A 17,768-nucleotide genomic window follows, 5' to 3' on the forward strand; every position below is an offset into this window, starting at 1 on the left:
CCCACATCCCTTTTAGCATCCAGCATCCTTTTCTTCCTGATACACCATGTTATATACTTTATTTAACTCTTTCTCTAACTCAATAATTATATCAAGACCTTCTTGCCTATCAATCAAACCAATGGATTGAGCAAATTCAACTTGTTTTGAAAAGCCAAACATTTGTGTATCAACAACTTCTTCAAAGGCTTTACATTGGGCTATGCATTGATGATTTCTTTGGTTCGTTAATAAGTGTTTAATTTTATTTGCTTCAACTGTTAGTGCACTTAAAATCGATTCTTTTGATATTTCTAGCATATTAACTGCCCTCCCTTTTATTTTCGTTCATTATACCACATTCTTTTCGCTCATATGTTTAACTTTTTAAGTATACATCAGAATTTTTGTAAAAAAAAAGGAAAGCACACTCGCTCTCCTTAAAAACTTATTTTTGAACTGCTTTATAACGATTGTTTACTTCATCCCAGTTAATAACATTGAAGAATGCTTTCACGTAGTCAGGGCGAACGTTGCTATATTTTTTGTAATAAGCATGTTCCCAAACATCAATACCTAATAAAGGAGTTTTTCCTTCTGTTAATGGAGAATCTTGATTTGGAGTTGACATGATTTCTAATTTTCCATCATTATCAACTAACCAAGCCCAACCTGAACCAAAACGACCAGTTGCTGCTGCTAAAAATTGATCTTTGAAATTATCGTAGCTACCAAAAGCACTTTCAATTGCTCCTTTAATAGCGCCAGTAGGTTCGCCACCACCATTAGGTCCCATAATTTCCCAGAAGAATGCATGATTTGCGTGTCCGCCACCATTGTTTCTAACAGCCATACGGATATCTTCAGGTACGTCATTTAAATTAGTAATCAATTCTTCAATTGATTGTTGTCCTAATTCTGGATGCTTTTCAATTGCCGCATTTAAATTAGTTACATATGTGTTGTGATGTTTGTCATGATGTAATTTCATTGTTAATTCATCAATATGTGGTTCCAACGCATCGTATGCATATGGTAAATCTGGTAAAGTATAAGTCATAATAATAATGCCCCCTAATTTTTTTGATAATTATGAACAATTTCAATATACCACTGAAACAATACAAAAAGCAAAAAATAAAACCCGGAAACCTTCAATTTCTCGTTTCTTGTATTCATCTGTCAAAAGCGTTACAATAAGTAGTGATTCAATTTATACTACAAAGGAGTTATTATGCGAACATTTGACCTAATAAAAGCGAGCTTTAAGCAACCAACTTTGCTATTGGAAGGTAGGAATAAAAAAGGATTTCACGTTTTTTTATATTTATTATTACTAGCTGTTATACTCTCGCTACCTGTTATTTATCAAGCGACAGTAATTACTAAAACAATCCAAGATGATGGAAAAAAAATCATTCAAAAACTTCCAGAATTTTCGATTGAGGATAACACGCTAGTCACAAAGGAAAAAACTGATGGGTTTATCTATCAAACGGACTCAATTATCTTTACGTTTGACCCTAATGATAAAAGAACCAAAAAAGAAATTGAAACTGACGCAACAAGTAATGTCCTTGTTGTTGGATTACTAAAAAAAGAAATCATCATGATTTTACCTCGAGTTGGAACGACAACAGATATTATGGAAGATAATGTATTGACGATCCCTTACTCAATGCCACAAGCAAATATTTTAAGTAAAAATGTCCTTGAACAACTTTTTGCAAGCAATACTAGTCGCTCAATGTGGTTTAGTATCATGTTCTTTGTTACTTGGTTTATGGTGTTCTTTAATTTATTGATGGATATTGTCATTCTTTCTTTCTTTGCCAACATCTTTACTAAATTTAGATTAATTGGGTTTAAGTACAAAGATGTATTTAAAATCGTTGTCTACTCTGCAACACTACCTAGTATTTTAACGACTCTTTTACAATTTGTATGGCCTAGTATTTCATTTGGATCAGTAGGTGTTGCACTAACCTTATTGATTTATTTCAATGCTTTACCTAAACGAATTAAAAAATAAAAAACTGTAGAACGATTAATCGTTCTACAGTTTTTTATGCATATGTAAAGCTTGGTTCATTTAATTTATCATCTATATCAACAGTTAATACATAATCAGTAAAAAACCAATCATCTGCTTGTTCTGTAAAATAAGTGATGCCGTCAATAACAGTCGTTGTACGAGCGTCTTCAGGTTCTACAAGAGAAATACCCGTTGAAAAACCAACGTGAACATTCGTGCTACCACCATACTTTCCAAAAATACGGACAAAATTACCAGATTCAAGTCCAAGTTCTTCCACAAACCATTTGTGGGCGCTATCTGTTACAATAAGTTCCATTCTATCTTCCTCCAACTATTCGGATGTCGCACTTATTGTAACACAAACATTAAAATCCTTTTAATTTCATGCTCATTTGTTATTTCATTTTTGCATCTAGGTAATCCACATCATCATTATGACCAACAACTAATAAAACATCACCTTCTAAAATTACCTGCTCAGCAGGAGGGGACACAATCAAATCGTTTTTCCCACGTCTGATGGCCACAATCGTGACATTATAATGTTTTCTAAAATTAATTTCTTGAATCGTTTTATTAAAAAATTGTTTATAATTCACCCGAATCTCAACTAAAGAGTAATCCTCAGATAATTCAATAAAATCAATCATGTTTTTTGAGGTTAATTTATGCCCCAAACGATACCCCATATCACGTTCTGGATGGACAACTAAATCTGCCCCAACTTTTTCCAATACACGACCGTGGTACTCATTTTGTGCCTTAGCCGTAATATGTGGGACACCCATTTCTTTTGCCATTAATGTTACTAAAATGCTAGCTTGGATATCTTCACCAATTGTGACAATCACATGATCAAAGTTTCTTAATCCTAATGAACGTAACGTTGCTTCATCTTGTGCATTAGCTAAAACAGTGTGCGTTGCTATATTCATGTATTCATTCACACGGTCCTCGCAATTATCAATTGCTAATACCTCTTGGTTTGACTCAACTAACTCTCGACATACACTCCCACCAAAACGTCCTAATCCAATAACTGCAAATGTCTTTCTCATGTAAATTGTCTCCTTAAAGGTTTAATTAGTTATTTTACTATTCCATGCTTAAATGCATAAATCGCTGCTTGTGTTCGGTCGTCTACATCTAATTTAGATAAGATATTCGACACATGGGTTTTCACAGTTTTTAACGTGATAAATAATTCATCAGCTATTTCTTGATTACTTTTCCCTTCAGAAATTAGTAACAAAATCTCTTTTTCACGATTAGTTAAATCTTCATGCAAATCATGTACTTTAGGCTTAGATAAGCGCTCCATCATTTTACTGGTTACTTCAGGTTCTAACACTTTTTCTCCATTATATGCTGAGCGAATGGCATTAGCGATATCTTTAGCCGATGATGTTTTTAATAAGTACCCTGCTGCTCCTGCTTCAATTGCCGGATAAACTTTTTCATCATCTATAAAACTCGTTACAATTATAACTTTAGCTTCAGGCCACTCAGATAGTATTTTTTGCGTAGATTCAATACCATCCATAACTTCCATGACCAGATCCATCAAAATAACATCCGGTCTTTTCTCTAGTGCCTGTTCATATCCCATCAATCCATTTTCAGCCTCACCAACTACTTCAATATCCGATTGAATTGATAAATAAGATGACACACCTAAACGTACCATCTCATGATCATCTACTAATAGTACTTTAATCATCATGTTCCTCCTTTAGAATCGGCACTTTTATTTCAATACTGGTACCTTGTCCTTTAAAACTGACAATACGACAAGTTCCTCCCATTCCTTGAACACGTTCTCGAATATTTTGCAATCCATAACTACCTACCTTTTCTTCTTTTACATCAAATCCCACACCATCATCAACTAATCTTAATAAAACTGTTTGATCGATTTTTTTAAGATAGACTTCCAATAAATGGGCTTTAGCATGTCGTAAAGTATTAGACAGTAACTCCTGTGTGATTCTAAACAAATTATCTTCGATTGAGCTTGGAAGGGTAACATTTTCAATTTGCCACTTTAACTCTATATTAATCTTTGTTTGTAATTCTTTCAATAACATTTCGATTCCTTGTTGAAGTGTTTTTTCTTCCAAATTAATGGGACGTAAATGAAGTAATAACGCACGCATTTCTGACTGAGACGTATTAATGATAGAAGCCACTACTTGGAGCTGTGTCTCAATAACTTCAGGCACGTCCATTTCCTCAACCATCTCATTTAAAGTAGATAACATCATTGTAGCGGCAAATAACTGTTGGCTTACTGAATCATGCAACTCTCTTGCAATGCGGTGACGCTCAGACTTTATAATATCCTCTTTTGATTCTCCATCAACGTATTTAGGGATTGAACTAAGTTCTTGTAGTTCTTTAGACATTGATAACATTTTTGAACGAACATTTTGAACATCTTGCTCTAACTCATCCACTAGACCATCTTCTTGATATTTTTTTTCTTTATTTGAAAAGATAGTATGCTCGTAGTTACCAACGCTTAAAAAATGAAGTTGTTCTTCTATTTTCCCGTAAGTATATCGATTGACTAAATACAGAATAGAAAATACTATTCCACTAACAGCAATAGCTATTACAATAATATAGACAATAATTGGAACTTTAAATAAACGCGTTGTAATTAACTCAAGCATCCATTTCCGTTGATTATTCGCGTAAAAGTATGTATACAGTGTCAAAATTAATACAATAAAAGTTAGAAGAAATGTGTAAAAAAAGATAAGCGGTCGGCTCTTTTTAGACATCATACACGAATCACCTCAAGATCTCCAAACAATGTATTAGTAATCACTTTCAATCTTCTTGTTGACTCATCGTAATCTTCACTATAAAGTTTTAACGACTCATTATTTAAATGATACACTTCTTGATCAAAATGAACCGCCCCTCGCATACTGGAATGTTCTAATAAAATACCAATTCCTGTTGGCACCAAAATACGAGTTCGACCAAATCCTTTTCGAATAATCACGACATTATCTTCTTTTGGCAATAATGTATTACCTAAGTCAATAATCGTATCACCAATCATCAAAGAAAAATTAATATCATCCCACTCATATGTATCACTACCCAAACGCTGACTACCAATCCACGAACGTTTAAATCGTTTTCCAGCACGTTTACTACGACTTGTCGTTTTAATCATTTTAATTTGTTTTTTATTCCAAGGTGCAAAATTAAAAAAACGAACTTCTGAAATCTCTCCCATCACTAGACCAAAATAAATAACCGCTAAAATTAACATCAACCATACAGCCGGGCTATTGAGTAAACTTAATACCATGATAATAATGGAAGCAACTAGTTGAAACTGATTAAATGATGTTTTGTATTTTTTATTTAATACATAAAAAAGATTTACAACCGCAAACGTCAAAAATATAATAGCGGGGACATTACCTAATAATTGATATAGAGCCCACAAAAATAGTAATAACTCAATTACAATAAATACTCTCCATGAGCTGCGCATAATTAATCGGCTCCTTTTTATTTCGTTTGATTTATTATAACGTTTCTTTTAACATACATAAAACTTCAAAAGATTGAAACTTATCTAAGACTTAAGACCTATACTCAAAATAAAAAGTTATGCAATTGCATAACTTAAGAAATTTTTTTAATTTTTACATTCATGCTACCACCAGGTGTTTCAATCGTTACAGTATCATTTAGTTTACAACCTAACAATGCTTTAGCAATTCGTGAGTCATTTGAAATTTTCCCTTCAAATGGATCAGCTTCTGCACTACCTACGATTGTATACTCCTCTTCTTCACCATCTGGTAGTTCAACAAATGTCACCGTACGGCCTAATGAAACAGTATCTTTATCTGCACTATTATTATCGATTATTTGAGCAAAACGAATCATGTTTTCTAACGTTGTGATTCGTCCCTCCACAAACGCTTGCTCATCTTTAGCTGATTCATACTCAGAGTTTTCTGATAAATCACCAAAGCTTCTAGCAATTTTTATGCGTTCGACAATTTCTTTACGCTTAACTGTTTTTAGCATCTCTAGTTCTTCTTCTAATTTTAGTTTACCTTCTAAAGTCATAGGATAGACTTTTTCCATAGTACTCTCACTTCTCCTTAACTAATCTATATCAGTTTATTTCTTATAAAGGAATAGCTTTTCTGAAATCATCAGAAAAGCTTGTCCTATTTAATATACACAACACAATACCACGTTGATCGAAAAATGTAAACTCTTTATTTTATGAAAATTTTTTATCATTAAAAATCAATTGTTTTTATCATCTATATACTCTTTTTTATTCACTAAATGTTCATCATATGTTTTAGCATAGTAGACTTTTCCCGTCGACACATCGGCTAAGAAATATAATGCATCTGTCTCTTCAGGATTTAATACAGCTTCAATTGCCTGTTGGCTTGGATTATTAAATGGTCCCGGCCCAGTTCCTTTATTAATATACAAATTATACGGTGAGTCAACTTGTGTATCTTTTTCTGATAAGTGTACTTTATGCTCATCCATTGCGTATAAAATTGAAATGTCTGATTGTATTGGCATATCAATAGCTAGTCGATTTAAGAATACTTGAGCTATCTTACGTCGATCTTCAGGTGTGACCCCTTCTTTTTCTACTAATGAAGCAAGTGTTAAGACTTCTTGTACGGTCATTTTTTTGGCTTTGATTTGATCATAATAAGGTGCTAACACTTGATTTGTCTTATCCACCATTTGAGTAATCATGTCTTTAATTGGCACATCTTTATAGTAGTAATAAGTGGCAGGATATAGATAGCCTTCTAAACGGTATCGCGTATCCTTAGCATTTTTTGCACTTTCAAGCAATTCAGGATATTTCGTTGCTAACTCATTAAAGAATTCTTCATCCTTCATCACGTCTAAGAAATCCTCTTTAGGTAACTTTGTTTCTTTGCTAAATAATTCAGCAATCTGATCTACGGAATACCCTTCAGGAATGGTAATTTTAGCATCTGCTAATGAGACTGGTTCATCTGTCCCACCCTCTTGTAAACTATCTGTGATTGCCTCAAGTGTCATACTCGGTGACATTTGATAATATCCAGCTTGAAAATCAGCTTTATTGTTCATTTTTACATAATAAGAAAACACTAAACCACTTTTGATAATTTTATTTTTTTCTAATATTTGTCCAATTTGTTTACTACTACTTCCTTGCGGGATTTCAACTTGAATTAATTTTTCATTTTTACTATCTAATGGCTTCAAGCTAGAAGTAAAGTACTGATACGCAAAAAATCCAGCAATAGACAATGTCATAATCAATACAGCAACAATAATTAATACAATTTTTTTCACCATATTATTTTCTTTCTTACGTCCTTTGTAACTTGTTTGTTGCCTTCTATTTTGTGTTCTATCTCTATTTCTTTTTTGTAATTCTTGCTCACCAGGTATATGTTTAGACTGCTCTTCTTTTTGGTTTATAGTGTCATCCGACTTCATCGAATCTAACACATAGCCCCTTAGCTCTTTACCCGTTTTATGTTCTTGTTCACGATTAAAGTCATCATTTCTATCCGTCAAAAAAAGGGCCTCCTTTTATTTAAATTTGCTCTTACCATTATACATGATTATTATAAAATTCCAAATACCTTAAACAAATTATAGAGATATTTTTACGTTTTCTTCCTCTTTATTTTTCATACTAAATAAGATACAATAAAATAAATTGTCGAAAGGAGGGTATGACAGTGGAAACATTGCCAAATTGCCCAGAATGTAACTCATCATACACTTATGAAGATGGACTAATGTATATTTGTCCAGAATGTGCCCATGAGTGGTCAACACAAGACTCAGAAACCGTCGAAACTGTTAAAACAGATGCTTTTGGTAACCCATTAGCTGATGGTGATTCTGTCACAGTCATCAAAGACTTAAAAGTAAAAGGTGCCAGTCAACCAATCAAACAAGGAACTAAAGTTAAAAACATCCGTTTAGTTGAAGGGGATCATGACATCGATTGTAAAGTTGATGGATTCGGTCCAATGAAATTAAAATCTGAATTTGTTAAAAAACTATAAAAAAAATGTAACTGGGAATCTTCCTAGTTACATTTTTTTTAAGCCACCTGTCGGACTTGAACCGACGACCCCCACCTTACCATGGTGGTGCTCTACCAACTGAGCTAAGGCGGCATATTGGAAATACAAATTATATAATACTTAGTTTATCAACGTTTGTCAATAATGGAATAACAATAGGAGCACGATTATTTTTACTATATTGTGCTCTTATCTACCATCTTATCATTTTTGTTATCACTTTTACATCTTCTTTCTATATATAGAATGAATTTTTTACTAGCTAAAAATATAGGTATTAGATAACTCAGCTATCTCTTTTGAATTATCATCATCTATATAATAATCTAATGTTGTTTGAACTTTTTGATGACCAGCAATTTCTTTTACTAAATTTGGCGATACTTTCTTTTCTCTCATTAGTAAAGTTAAATACGCTTTTCTTAAATCTCTCAATGTTGGTTCCTTAGAAATTTTCTTCTCTTTTACCAATACTTTACAAAATTTAGCCCACTCCTTTGAGTAATATTGTATTTTGTACGGAGACCCATCAGGATATGCTACAATAAGTCTTCTTGCCACTTCATCTTTATCTATCCAGCTCGGAAAACCATGATTTATTTCATAATCATTTAATAGGTACTCTAAATCATAAAACAAAGGTACTCTTCTACTTAATCCGTTTTTTGTCGACTTAAACTCATAACCTTCATTATAGATTTTGTCATTTGATAAAGACTGTTTTACAATAATATTTTTCTCTTCAAAGTTGATATTAGGATATTCCAGTCCACAAACTTCACCTCGCCTCATACCAGTTAATATACTTATGTTAAAGAAAAGTTGTAAGTGGTCTGGTAATTTATGTAATTCTCTCAAGACTATTTTTAACTCTTCTTCAGATAATATGTTCGTTTTATTTAGATTATATTTTGGTCTAACATTTAAATTCGCCATTGGATTTAATTTTATTATTTTCAAACCATTTTTAGCGAATTCAAACACTTTTTCTATCGCTACAATATATTTATATACTGTATCCGTACTCACATTTCTTCCTCTTATCTTCCTAGAAACTATCTTTTGTTTTACGTTATTACAATCAATTCCTGTAATTAATTTTACTTTTTTCTTTCCAAATTCTGGATAAGATTTCACTATTCTATCTAGTATTTCCTTCTGACTTGATAGAGTTGACATAGCTATATCTTTTGCTATAACCTGATTTTCAAACCACAAATTTGCTAATTCTGAAAATAATATATTGCTATCAGAAACTAACTCATTATTTTCAAAATCTAATTGTTCTTGTTCAAACCTTTCTTCTACTCCTTTTTTCCATTTATTATAAATAGACTTTACAACAGCTACACCACCAGAATTATTTACTGTTTTAGTTTCCGTATAAAACTTTCCACCTCTACTTTCCGCTTTTTTTCTAAATCTAAATACATATTTAGACTTAGATACTTTGCTAATACCATTAAACTTTGTTCCAATTACTAATTTTTCACTCATTACAATTCCCCCTTTTTTAATATGTCTGTATATTACCTTCCTCCTAAATCCTTCTCAACCACTTTGTTATCTGATTTATTATTTTCATATAATTAAGCTAGCAAAGTAATAGTATAATTATAAATATCTACTAAAAACATATGTCATAAGTATTTACACTTTTTCAAAAAAATGAAAAAGAGGCTGACCCAAAAGTCTTAAAATAGAAAAAAACCATGAAATCCGTTAATTAAAACGTTGATTTCATGGGATTTCTATTTTGTTAGTTGGGTGATCTTTATTTAAAAAGTGACTTTTGGGTCAGCCTCTTTTAATGATGTTCTATAATATATGATAATTTTTCTACCGTTAAAAATAATTTTTCACTTACCAATAATAATACTTTTTCCTGTAATTCATTCTCAGATAAATTCTCTAGATTGTCTTTATTTTTCTTTTTTCTAAATTGCAATATTAAGTTAGCCACCTAGGTAAAAACATCTAATTTTTTGTGTTATTCTATTAAAATCCATCCTTACCAACATGTTTTGATTTTAAGCTTTTGAATTTCTTCTAAAAATAATGTAGCTGGTTGTCTATAATTTAAGATTTTACGTGGTAAAAGATTAATTTTTTCAGTAGCCAGTTGAATGAATTGTTTTGAGTAGTTGCAGATTGGAGTTCCTTTCGGAATAAATTGTCTTAATAAACCATTATGTCTTTCATTTGTACCTCGTTCCCAAGAAGAATAAGGATGAGCAAAATAGACATCCGTTATTTGTTGGAGAGTATCATGAAGCGAGCTAAATTCACTACCATTATCAGCAGTAATTGATTGAAACATCTTGCTAAAATTAACTTGTCCGAACTCAGATTTTAATCGATTAACAGTATAACAAACAGACTCTTCTGTATGATCATCTAAAACAACAGTGATCATGTAACGCGTTTTTCTTTCAACAAGAGTAAGTATAGCATTATCATCTTTAGATTTTGAACCAATAACGCTATCTATTTCCCAATGACCAAAGTTTTTTCTATCATCAACTGTACTTGGTCGTTCATCAATCGATTTTCCTAGTTCTTTTTTATGCTTACGACTTCTTTTCTTTTTAGGTGAGAGTCTGATCTTCATCTTGAGATGATGGTTTCTAATAGGTAAAAAGCCACTATCAATATAATTATAAAGTGTCTTAGTAGAGACAGTAGGTGTATTCCAGGTCCTCATGGACTTGGTAAAACCAACAATTGCATCTGGTGACCAATTAAAATCAATAATCTGTTTACAGGCATAATTAATAAAGTCAACAGCACTGGCTAGCTTAGAATTAGCACCACAACGCTTTCTATTTTCTATATATTTAGCTTGTCCTGTCTCAGCAAAATAGAGTTGTCTAGGCTTTTTATTTTCTTTGATTTGCGTTGTTGTACCACGTTTTAGCTCATTGTTTATTGTTTGATGGTGTCGACCTAATCGTTTACCGATTGCTCTATTAGAATCACCTCTATTATGCCAAACTTCAATAAGTTGTCTTTCTTCAAAGGAAAGATGTTTATAAGTCAATTTTTGTGTGGTATTCTGAATTTGCGCCATGATAAAAATTCCTTTCGTTGTTGGGTAGATACTTCAATGATACATGAATTTTTACCATGGTGTTTTTTTATTATTTTAGGGTGGCTAACTTGATTCTACAATTAACCTATTTTTCTTTTTTAATTTTTTATAAACTTTATTATATTCTGATATATAATACTCGTATAAACTTTTATATAAAACAGGTCTACTTCTAATATCTATAGACTGCTTGGTTTGTAACTTACCTTTGCTTATCGCATTTATCGACCCATTCTTCTTAAATTTAATTTTGTTCTTACCGCCACCTCTTAATTGTATATTTTTACAATTAATTTCTTTAAATATTTTCATACCTTGATTAAGTCTATAGCTATATTGTCTGTTTAACCATTTTTTCCTATCTTCAACACCTAGTAGTCGTCTATACTTAGTAGATATTGAACATTTTAATTCTTTATCATAGACAGCATATTTCAAAACAACTAAATTAGCTTTTTCAGATTCAGCTTGAGTTATACCTAACCTTTCTACTAATAAATGAGGGTTAAACCATAAATGTTTGATAGTATTTAAATTTCCGTTATTTTCATAACATTCTATTAAAAAATTTTGAGTTAGATTAAATAAAAAAGTTTTCATATTATTCACAATAACTGATTGACTAGCTATCCTTAAAAACTCTAATATTGAATATCTATCAAGCTCTATACTGATATCTAACTCAAAATAAGATAATAATAAAGAGAACAATTTGTCTTTCTCATATTGATTACTTTCAATAATGATTACTAGACAGATACACGAATAATTAATATACCTTGTTATTTCTTTTTTATTAGGCTGTACACTAAATCGTGTTGATAGATTAAATTCTGTCAATGCGATTTTTTATTTTAGACATAGAAAAAGGGGCATTCTTATTGGTAAAATTAAGTCGACTATAACTAACATTACAAAGGAGAATACCCCTATGGATAATAATACAAGAAAACTACTCAATTTAACAGATGATTCTCTTATTTTTAATGAGGATTGGTTGTCTCGCGAAGCGAGAAACAACCGCTCAGTTAACATGATTACAGGAAGATTAGTGAATAAAGATAAGCAATGCCAGAAATGTGGATGTTATCAATCCGTTAAAAACGGAACGTATCAAACCATTAGTCAATTGCCTGAAGTTGAACGTCACCCAACTTATCTTAAACTTCACAGAGAACGTTACCTTTGTAGAAACTGTGGATCAACTTTCAGTGCTTCTACTTCTCTAGTAGATGACTATTGTCAAATTTCTAAACAGCTTAAATACCAAATTGCTTTTGACTTAAAAGAGAATCGATCACGTAAAAAAATCGCAGAATGCCACAGTGTCTCTGAAAATACTTTTAAACGTGTGTTAGTATCATTTACGAATAATCAGCAACCTAATTTTAACTTCTTGCCCACGGCTCTTTGTGTAGATGAGTTTAGCTCTACTTCTGATTGTCATGCTGGAGTGAGCTTTATTTGTGCTGATGCGGCATCTAAAAAAATAATCGATATCTTACCTGATAAAAGATTGCATAAGTTGGTTTCTTACTTTATGAAGTATTCCAGAAAATCACGTTTAAAAGTAAGATTTTTGGTCATGGACATGAATGCAAGTTACGGTCAACTATTAAAAACAGTCTTTCCAAACGCCGAAATCGTTACAGATCGATTTCATATCATTCAACATATTAACCGCTCTTTCAACACCTTAAGAATAAAAGAAATGAATCAGCTAAAACGCCACAATCAAGAGGAAGGAAAGCAGTATCGAAGATTGAAGCGTTATTGGAAACTCCTTTTAAAGGACAGTTCTGAATTAAACTATAAACGCTTTTATTATCGTCCTTTATTCAAGAGAAATATGTCATCTACCGAATTGGTAGATGAGTTACTTTCTTATAGTTCTCTATTAACAAAAGCGTATCATTTTATCCAAGAATTGAAGTATGCTTATAGAACCAACGATTATGTCTTATTTTTAGAGTTATGTTCAAAGATACCTGTTGAATTACCAAAGTATTTTAAAGATAAATTCAAGATATTTGGTAAGTTCTCCCAAGGAGTCATGAATGCCTTTAAATACTCCTATTCAAATGGTTTCTTAGAAGGCATTAATAATAAAATTAAAGTGATTAAACGTGTGGCCTATGGCTATCGAAACTTTCTACTATTCAAACGACGTATCTTTTTGATTCAAAATCAAGTTTTTCAGGTTAAATAAAAAAGCGAGAGAATTTCTTCCCTCACTTCAATTAATTCTATTTCATTTTTGAGACTTTTTCATCAATATTATTGTCCATCAACACGATTTGACATAGAATATAAAAGATATCTATCGAAGGATTATGTTCCCTCAATAGATATCTTTTATATTCTATTCAGTTATTGTCTATCTCTTAAATATACATCTTGTTATGAAAGTATTTCTTCTTGAAGTATATTGCTAGTTCATTTCCTATACAAGACTTCCCAGTTATATTTTTATGTTTAAAGATAAATAAAATTACCCATCTCTCTACAAATATTATAACAAATTTTTCTCCACTCGTCTGGTATTCTCTATCTGCTTCTCTTTGTCACAAAAAACAAGCATATTTTATCAATTTTATTTAACATTTGACAAGTTTAACATAAATCATGTTATAGCTTTCAGTTTTTCAAGTAACCTACTAATATAAAACTGTAGCTATATTTTCAAGTTCGTAATGTTTGATTTTTTTCTATGATATCCATAGTACATTATATGGAATAAGTTTCACTTAATTCTCAATTTGAAAACAACTTATATTTAAAGTTAATCCTGTTTGATTTAATAATTTTATTATCTGTGAGGAAAAAGAAAAATTACATTGGTCTTTATAAAATATGCCTAGAGATAAATCAAAATTTTGAACACCACAGGATTTTAATATATCTATATTTTCAGATAATAGTTCTATAAAATTTATTAAATAATCGTCTGAAAATTTATCTTGGTTAGAAAAAGGTGATAAAGAAGCACTACCGATAATTGACAATGTATCTTTAAATTTTCCTATTAAAATTAAATCACCCACCTCTATCTTATTTTCGAATTTTAATTCGATTAATTTTTCAGCTTTATTAGGTGAAAAATCATTACCAGAGACATGACAACAAATATCAATTTCATATGACAATTAAATTTCTCATTTCTATAAATTTATTTTTACTGCAATGTTCCAAATATCTAAAAAAGCATAGATATGACTGATGATTATCTTATTTTTTTACGAAGAAAAATATCTAAATGTTAGTATTAAAAACTAAATAACTTGATATATTTTAAGTTATTTACAATATTTAAGCTATTCTATTAAGTTAGATTAAAGTATTGCTTACTTATAACTCAGTACTTTTTTTAGAGTAGACTAGTTCCAAGATTCAGAAGAAATTTTCAATGTATCTCTTTTTTTGATTAATTTTAACATCCTTTTTTTATGTTCTTTTACTATTATAACCTCTTTTGAATTCCCTGCTAAATTAAATTTACTATATGGACTATTTACTTTCAATTTCACATCTAAATATTTATCACAATAATCAATAAATAATTTATATTCTTTACATATTTCAGCTTTTTTTCTTCTTAATTTTGTATCATAAATTTTTAATCCTATAAATGTTTTACTATACATTTTCAAATTCATTTCCTTTTTATTCTATTTTGGGAAATTTTCACGTTCAACATCTATACTTATGCATCATAATCGAAAATAAATAGGTGTTAAATCTGGTAAAATATCTTTATCATAAACTAAATTAACTATTCCTGACTTTACATCCTAATCTATTGTTGTAAAATCAACATAAATATTTTTTCAATATTTCTTCATGATTTAGAAACTGTCTTCATGAACTGACTTTGTGTTAGTATGAATCAAAAAGAGGTACCTTAAATGGCTTAACCACCTGATTTACCAGATAAATAATGGTAGAAAATTCTATTCGTCTTACTTTTATATCTGTAATTATTAAGCAGTTTTTATTAAAAAAACAGCTTCTTAAAAAGATATTTACAATGTTGTCCATAAAATATACACTCTTTTTTATACATTAATTATATCATTGATTTACCTAAAAAAATACCTATCAAGGGATGATGCCCCTTAATAGAGACTTTTCATACTAATATTTAATTATTATATACTTATTTAAGTCACTTTTTATGTATGTATTCTTTTTAGTTTTATTTCTTATCAGTTTACTTATCTATATATAACGTCCTACCAAAAATTTATATGTTTAAAGATAAATACAATTATCCAACTCTCTCTCAACTTGTTTGCTACTTTTTATCTGCTTATTTCCTTCACAAGAATTAGGAATATTTCATCTTCTATTAAAAATAGTTTTAACATTCTGTTCCTTCAGTTAATAATTGTAATTCAGATGTTAATTTTAAGTATTTTTCAAACTTCTCACTTGTTTCCTTATCTAAATTTTTCACATCACTATTTTCAGCAATTTCATGAACTGAATCAACATATATCTTAGTTAATTTTTCTAATTTCTCAAACGTATTATCATAATAATAAAAATAATTTTTTCCATCTTCTTTTTTTACTAATTTCATTTGTCAAATTAAGCTAGACAAAATATCGTTGTCTACATAACTCAAAAATACTTCCAATGGTGTTTTATAGTTTAATGATTTTCTAGGAATATTATTTCTTTTAGAAGCGATAGATTGGATAAAAGATTCCTCAACTTTGTTGAAATCCATTTGTTTAGGTAATCCATCTTTACGTAATAACCCATTAGAGTTTTCATTTAAGCCACGTTGTGATGGTGTTCCTGGATCGGCAAAATAAATATCAATATCATTTAGATTGCTGATTGATTTCCAATTAGAAAATTCTTTACCACAATCGAATGTGATTGATTTAAATAGATGGCATGGAAACTTTTTAAACCAATTATTTAAACTATTTTCGATATCTATTGCTCGTCTGCCTATTGGTTTTAACGTAATAATCACTTTCGATAGTCTTTCAACGAGTGTGATAACAGCACTTTTATGATCTTTTCCAACAATTGTGTCACCTTCAAGGTGACCAAATTCATTATTAAAGAGTTGATAGTCCTTATTACGTTGATGGATGGTTCTTTTAAAGGCTTGTTTACCTCTTTTTTCTTTATAACCATTCGCTTTCCTTTTACCTTTCATAGGTAATGCGGTCAAATCAAACAGTCCTTGCTTAAATAATCTATAAAGAGTACTGATAGAACATGAGATAGGAAACTCAGCACGACCAATAATGACATCTGGAGTCCATCCTTGAACAACCTTCTTTTGAATGTATTCTGTTTCATTATCAGATAAAGAAATAGGACGCCTGCCACAATTCTTTTTATTATTTTTGTATCTTTTATAGTAATCTAGTGCAGATAATCCCTCATCAAAAGCTTTGTAAACATTATAGATAGTCTGTTTTGCTCGTTTCAATTGTTTCGCAACGTATGTTCCTTTTTTATTTTGATGGTAATAAGCTTCTATCAAAACTAGCTCGTCTGTAGTAAGATGTGTATAGGTCATTTGTGATCACTCTCCTTGTTTTCTTTGGTTGGAAATACAATTTGAGTGTATCACAAATGATTTTTTAGTTGTCTAGCTTAATTTTACAATCGGCGTAACATTAAATTTTCTTCTTTATTCGCTTTTATCCTATTACTTAATCCTTGTAACAAACCTAGTCTTTTCTCACCATTTTTATTAATCATCACTTTTTTCAATGATTTATCTTTATACAATTCATCCCACAACAAATCAAAGGTCGCACCGTCTTTAAACTTATCCTTTAAAATTACAGGTAACTTTTCTCTAATCATTTCTGTCGTACTAACTTCTTTTTTAACCATATCATCCATCCTTTTCTTTAAGTGTGTGGATGATACCTTCATTTTATGACTTTTTCAACTTTTCATTAGTTGTTTCTAAATCAAAACTGAATAAACAAACCACTATTCGGTCACAACATTTGTTAAACTATAAGGAATATAATCTGATAACCAAACCTTCTCATTTCCTCGATAAAAATTCATCCCATGTGATACTGCCTTTTCAGTATCAATCGCTAAAATTATCGGGGTTTCTGTTTTTCTTTTCCCTACCATTATTGCTGTATCAATATCTTCTGATAAGTGAACATATTGTCTATTCATAGGCTTAACACCTTGCATTTTTATTTGTTCCAAAGATTCTATAGATGTTCCATGATAAAGAATACTAGGTGGAGTTTCGGATAATTTTTTAATTTTTTGTGGAATAGAATGTCCATAAAATGCTCTTATTTTATTATTTATAATCTCGTGCCTTTTCTTTTCAGAATGCTCTATCATATAATCTAAATCTGCTAATCCGATAAATTCTTTCGACTTTTTCTTATTTAATGCATCCAACAACTGACTGACCGATACCCATCCTTCCTCATCTAATTCCAATTCAAATTCCCATGGGGCATGTCTCAATGCATAGGACACTTCCTTACTTAACTCATTATAGTTTATTTTTTGACCCATTTTTTCAATCACCTAATCCTTC

Annotated in this window: 22 protein-coding genes and 1 tRNA gene; 3 read left to right on the forward strand and 20 right to left on the reverse strand. The window is 30.5% G+C overall.

Annotated elements, in window-relative coordinates; genetic code table 11:
- Window positions 1–12: 12 nt before the first annotated feature.
- Together BW731_RS02055 and BW731_RS02060 are read right to left on the reverse strand one after the other, a co-directional pair.
- Entirely contained in the window at window positions 13–300 is a 288-nt protein-coding gene (locus BW731_RS02055) for a DUF1507 family protein (RefSeq protein WP_079345261.1), read from the reverse strand.
- Between the two features lie 127 nt (window positions 301–427).
- On the reverse strand, window positions 428–1,039 hold the full coding sequence (locus tag BW731_RS02060; RefSeq protein WP_079345263.1) for a superoxide dismutase: 612 nt from the start codon (window positions 1,037–1,039) through the stop codon (window positions 428–430).
- A gap of 174 nt (window positions 1,040–1,213) precedes the next feature.
- On the opposite strand from BW731_RS02060, the gene BW731_RS02065 reads away from it, so the two are divergent.
- Window positions 1,214–2,011 carry a DUF1189 family protein gene (locus BW731_RS02065; protein ID WP_079345265.1) on the forward strand — a complete coding sequence of 266 codons (798 nt, stop codon included), beginning with the start codon at window positions 1,214–1,216 and terminating at the stop codon, window positions 2,009–2,011.
- Window positions 2,012–2,045: 34 nt separating this feature from the next.
- On the opposite strand, the gene BW731_RS02070 is transcribed toward BW731_RS02065, so the two are convergent.
- The 7 genes from BW731_RS02070 to mltG all read right to left on the reverse strand — a co-directional run bounded on the left by BW731_RS02070 (window position 2,046) and on the right by mltG (window position 7,525).
- Window positions 2,046–2,333 carry a HesB/YadR/YfhF family protein gene (locus tag BW731_RS02070; RefSeq protein WP_079345267.1) on the reverse strand — a complete coding sequence of 96 codons (288 nt, stop codon included), beginning with the start codon at window positions 2,331–2,333 and terminating at the stop codon, window positions 2,046–2,048.
- Between the two features lie 79 nt (window positions 2,334–2,412).
- A complete protein-coding gene (locus tag BW731_RS02075) occupies window positions 2,413–3,075 on the reverse strand; it encodes a potassium channel family protein (protein WP_079345269.1) in 663 nt (220 codons plus the stop codon).
- Window positions 3,076–3,104: 29 nt separating this feature from the next.
- Window positions 3,105–3,737: a response regulator transcription factor gene (locus BW731_RS02080; RefSeq protein WP_079345271.1), complete on the reverse strand. Its 633-nt coding sequence runs from the start codon at window positions 3,735–3,737 to the stop codon at window positions 3,105–3,107.
- A complete protein-coding gene (locus tag BW731_RS02085) occupies window positions 3,730–4,806 on the reverse strand; it encodes a sensor histidine kinase (protein WP_079345273.1) in 1,077 nt (358 codons plus the stop codon). The genes BW731_RS02080 and BW731_RS02085 overlap by 8 nt, the downstream gene beginning before the upstream one ends.
- Window positions 4,803–5,534, reverse strand: coding sequence for a cell wall-active antibiotics response protein LiaF (liaF, locus tag BW731_RS02090; protein WP_079345275.1), 732 nt, complete (start codon window positions 5,532–5,534; stop codon window positions 4,803–4,805). The genes BW731_RS02085 and liaF overlap by 4 nt, the downstream gene beginning before the upstream one ends.
- Before the next feature lie 134 nt (window positions 5,535–5,668).
- Window positions 5,669–6,139, reverse strand: a complete 471-nt coding sequence (gene greA / locus BW731_RS02095) for a transcription elongation factor GreA (protein ID WP_079345277.1) — start codon at window positions 6,137–6,139, stop codon at window positions 5,669–5,671.
- Between the two features lie 168 nt (window positions 6,140–6,307).
- Complete coding sequence (gene mltG / locus BW731_RS02100; protein ID WP_079348521.1) at window positions 6,308–7,525, reverse strand: endolytic transglycosylase MltG; 1,218 nt, start codon at window positions 7,523–7,525, stop codon at window positions 6,308–6,310.
- A 242-nt stretch (window positions 7,526–7,767) separates the two neighbouring features.
- Here mltG and BW731_RS02105 point away from each other — a divergent pair, with 242 nt between their 5' ends.
- Window positions 7,768–8,106 (forward strand): zinc ribbon domain-containing protein YjdM, encoded by a 339-nt coding sequence (locus BW731_RS02105; RefSeq protein ID WP_071456530.1) that lies wholly within the window; start codon window positions 7,768–7,770, stop codon window positions 8,104–8,106.
- A 41-nt stretch (window positions 8,107–8,147) separates the two neighbouring features.
- Here the strand turns inward: BW731_RS02105 and BW731_RS02110 are convergent.
- The 5 genes from BW731_RS02110 to BW731_RS02125 form a co-directional block, all read right to left on the reverse strand.
- Window positions 8,148–8,220, reverse strand: a tRNA-Thr gene (locus BW731_RS02110).
- 165 nt (window positions 8,221–8,385) lie between these two features.
- Window positions 8,386–9,624, reverse strand: coding sequence for a tyrosine-type recombinase/integrase (locus tag BW731_RS02115; protein WP_079345279.1), 1,239 nt, complete (start codon window positions 9,622–9,624; stop codon window positions 8,386–8,388).
- A 310-nt stretch (window positions 9,625–9,934) separates the two neighbouring features.
- Window positions 9,935–10,075: a hypothetical protein gene (locus tag BW731_RS12575; protein WP_158080138.1), complete on the reverse strand. Its 141-nt coding sequence runs from the start codon at window positions 10,073–10,075 to the stop codon at window positions 9,935–9,937.
- Window positions 10,076–10,138: 63 nt separating this feature from the next.
- Complete coding sequence (locus BW731_RS02120) at window positions 10,139–11,197, reverse strand: IS30 family transposase (RefSeq protein ID WP_079345281.1); 1,059 nt, start codon at window positions 11,195–11,197, stop codon at window positions 10,139–10,141.
- Window positions 11,198–11,281: 84 nt separating this feature from the next.
- Complete coding sequence (locus tag BW731_RS02125) at window positions 11,282–11,929, reverse strand: hypothetical protein (protein ID WP_079345283.1); 648 nt, start codon at window positions 11,927–11,929, stop codon at window positions 11,282–11,284.
- A gap of 220 nt (window positions 11,930–12,149) precedes the next feature.
- On the opposite strand from BW731_RS02125, the gene BW731_RS02130 reads away from it, so the two are divergent.
- On the forward strand, window positions 12,150–13,427 hold the full coding sequence (locus tag BW731_RS02130) for an ISL3 family transposase (RefSeq protein ID WP_079345285.1): 1,278 nt from the start codon (window positions 12,150–12,152) through the stop codon (window positions 13,425–13,427).
- A 538-nt stretch (window positions 13,428–13,965) separates the two neighbouring features.
- Here the strand turns inward: BW731_RS02130 and BW731_RS02135 are convergent.
- From BW731_RS02135 to BW731_RS02160, 6 genes are all read right to left on the reverse strand, one after another.
- Window positions 13,966–14,364 (reverse strand): hypothetical protein, encoded by a 399-nt coding sequence (locus BW731_RS02135; protein ID WP_079345287.1) that lies wholly within the window; start codon window positions 14,362–14,364, stop codon window positions 13,966–13,968.
- Between the two features lie 231 nt (window positions 14,365–14,595).
- Window positions 14,596–14,862 carry a hypothetical protein gene (locus BW731_RS02140; protein ID WP_079345289.1) on the reverse strand — a complete coding sequence of 89 codons (267 nt, stop codon included), beginning with the start codon at window positions 14,860–14,862 and terminating at the stop codon, window positions 14,596–14,598.
- A gap of 716 nt (window positions 14,863–15,578) precedes the next feature.
- On the reverse strand, window positions 15,579–15,800 hold the full coding sequence (locus BW731_RS02145) for a hypothetical protein (RefSeq protein WP_079345291.1): 222 nt from the start codon (window positions 15,798–15,800) through the stop codon (window positions 15,579–15,581).
- A gap of 3 nt (window positions 15,801–15,803) precedes the next feature.
- Window positions 15,804–16,763: an IS30 family transposase gene (locus BW731_RS02150; protein WP_079344899.1), complete on the reverse strand. Its 960-nt coding sequence runs from the start codon at window positions 16,761–16,763 to the stop codon at window positions 15,804–15,806.
- An 83-nt stretch (window positions 16,764–16,846) separates the two neighbouring features.
- On the reverse strand, window positions 16,847–17,086 hold the full coding sequence (locus tag BW731_RS02155; RefSeq protein WP_079345293.1) for a hypothetical protein: 240 nt from the start codon (window positions 17,084–17,086) through the stop codon (window positions 16,847–16,849).
- Window positions 17,087–17,188: 102 nt separating this feature from the next.
- The gene (locus BW731_RS02160) at window positions 17,189–17,746 is read right to left on the reverse strand and encodes an RNA 2'-phosphotransferase (protein ID WP_079345295.1); all 558 of its coding nucleotides are present in this window, start codon (window positions 17,744–17,746) and stop codon (window positions 17,189–17,191) included.
- Between the last annotated feature and the right edge of the window lie 22 nt (window positions 17,747–17,768).

It is taken from the genome of Vagococcus martis, assembly GCF_002026305.1.
GTDB classification, from domain to species: domain Bacteria; phylum Bacillota; class Bacilli; order Lactobacillales; family Vagococcaceae; genus Vagococcus; species Vagococcus martis.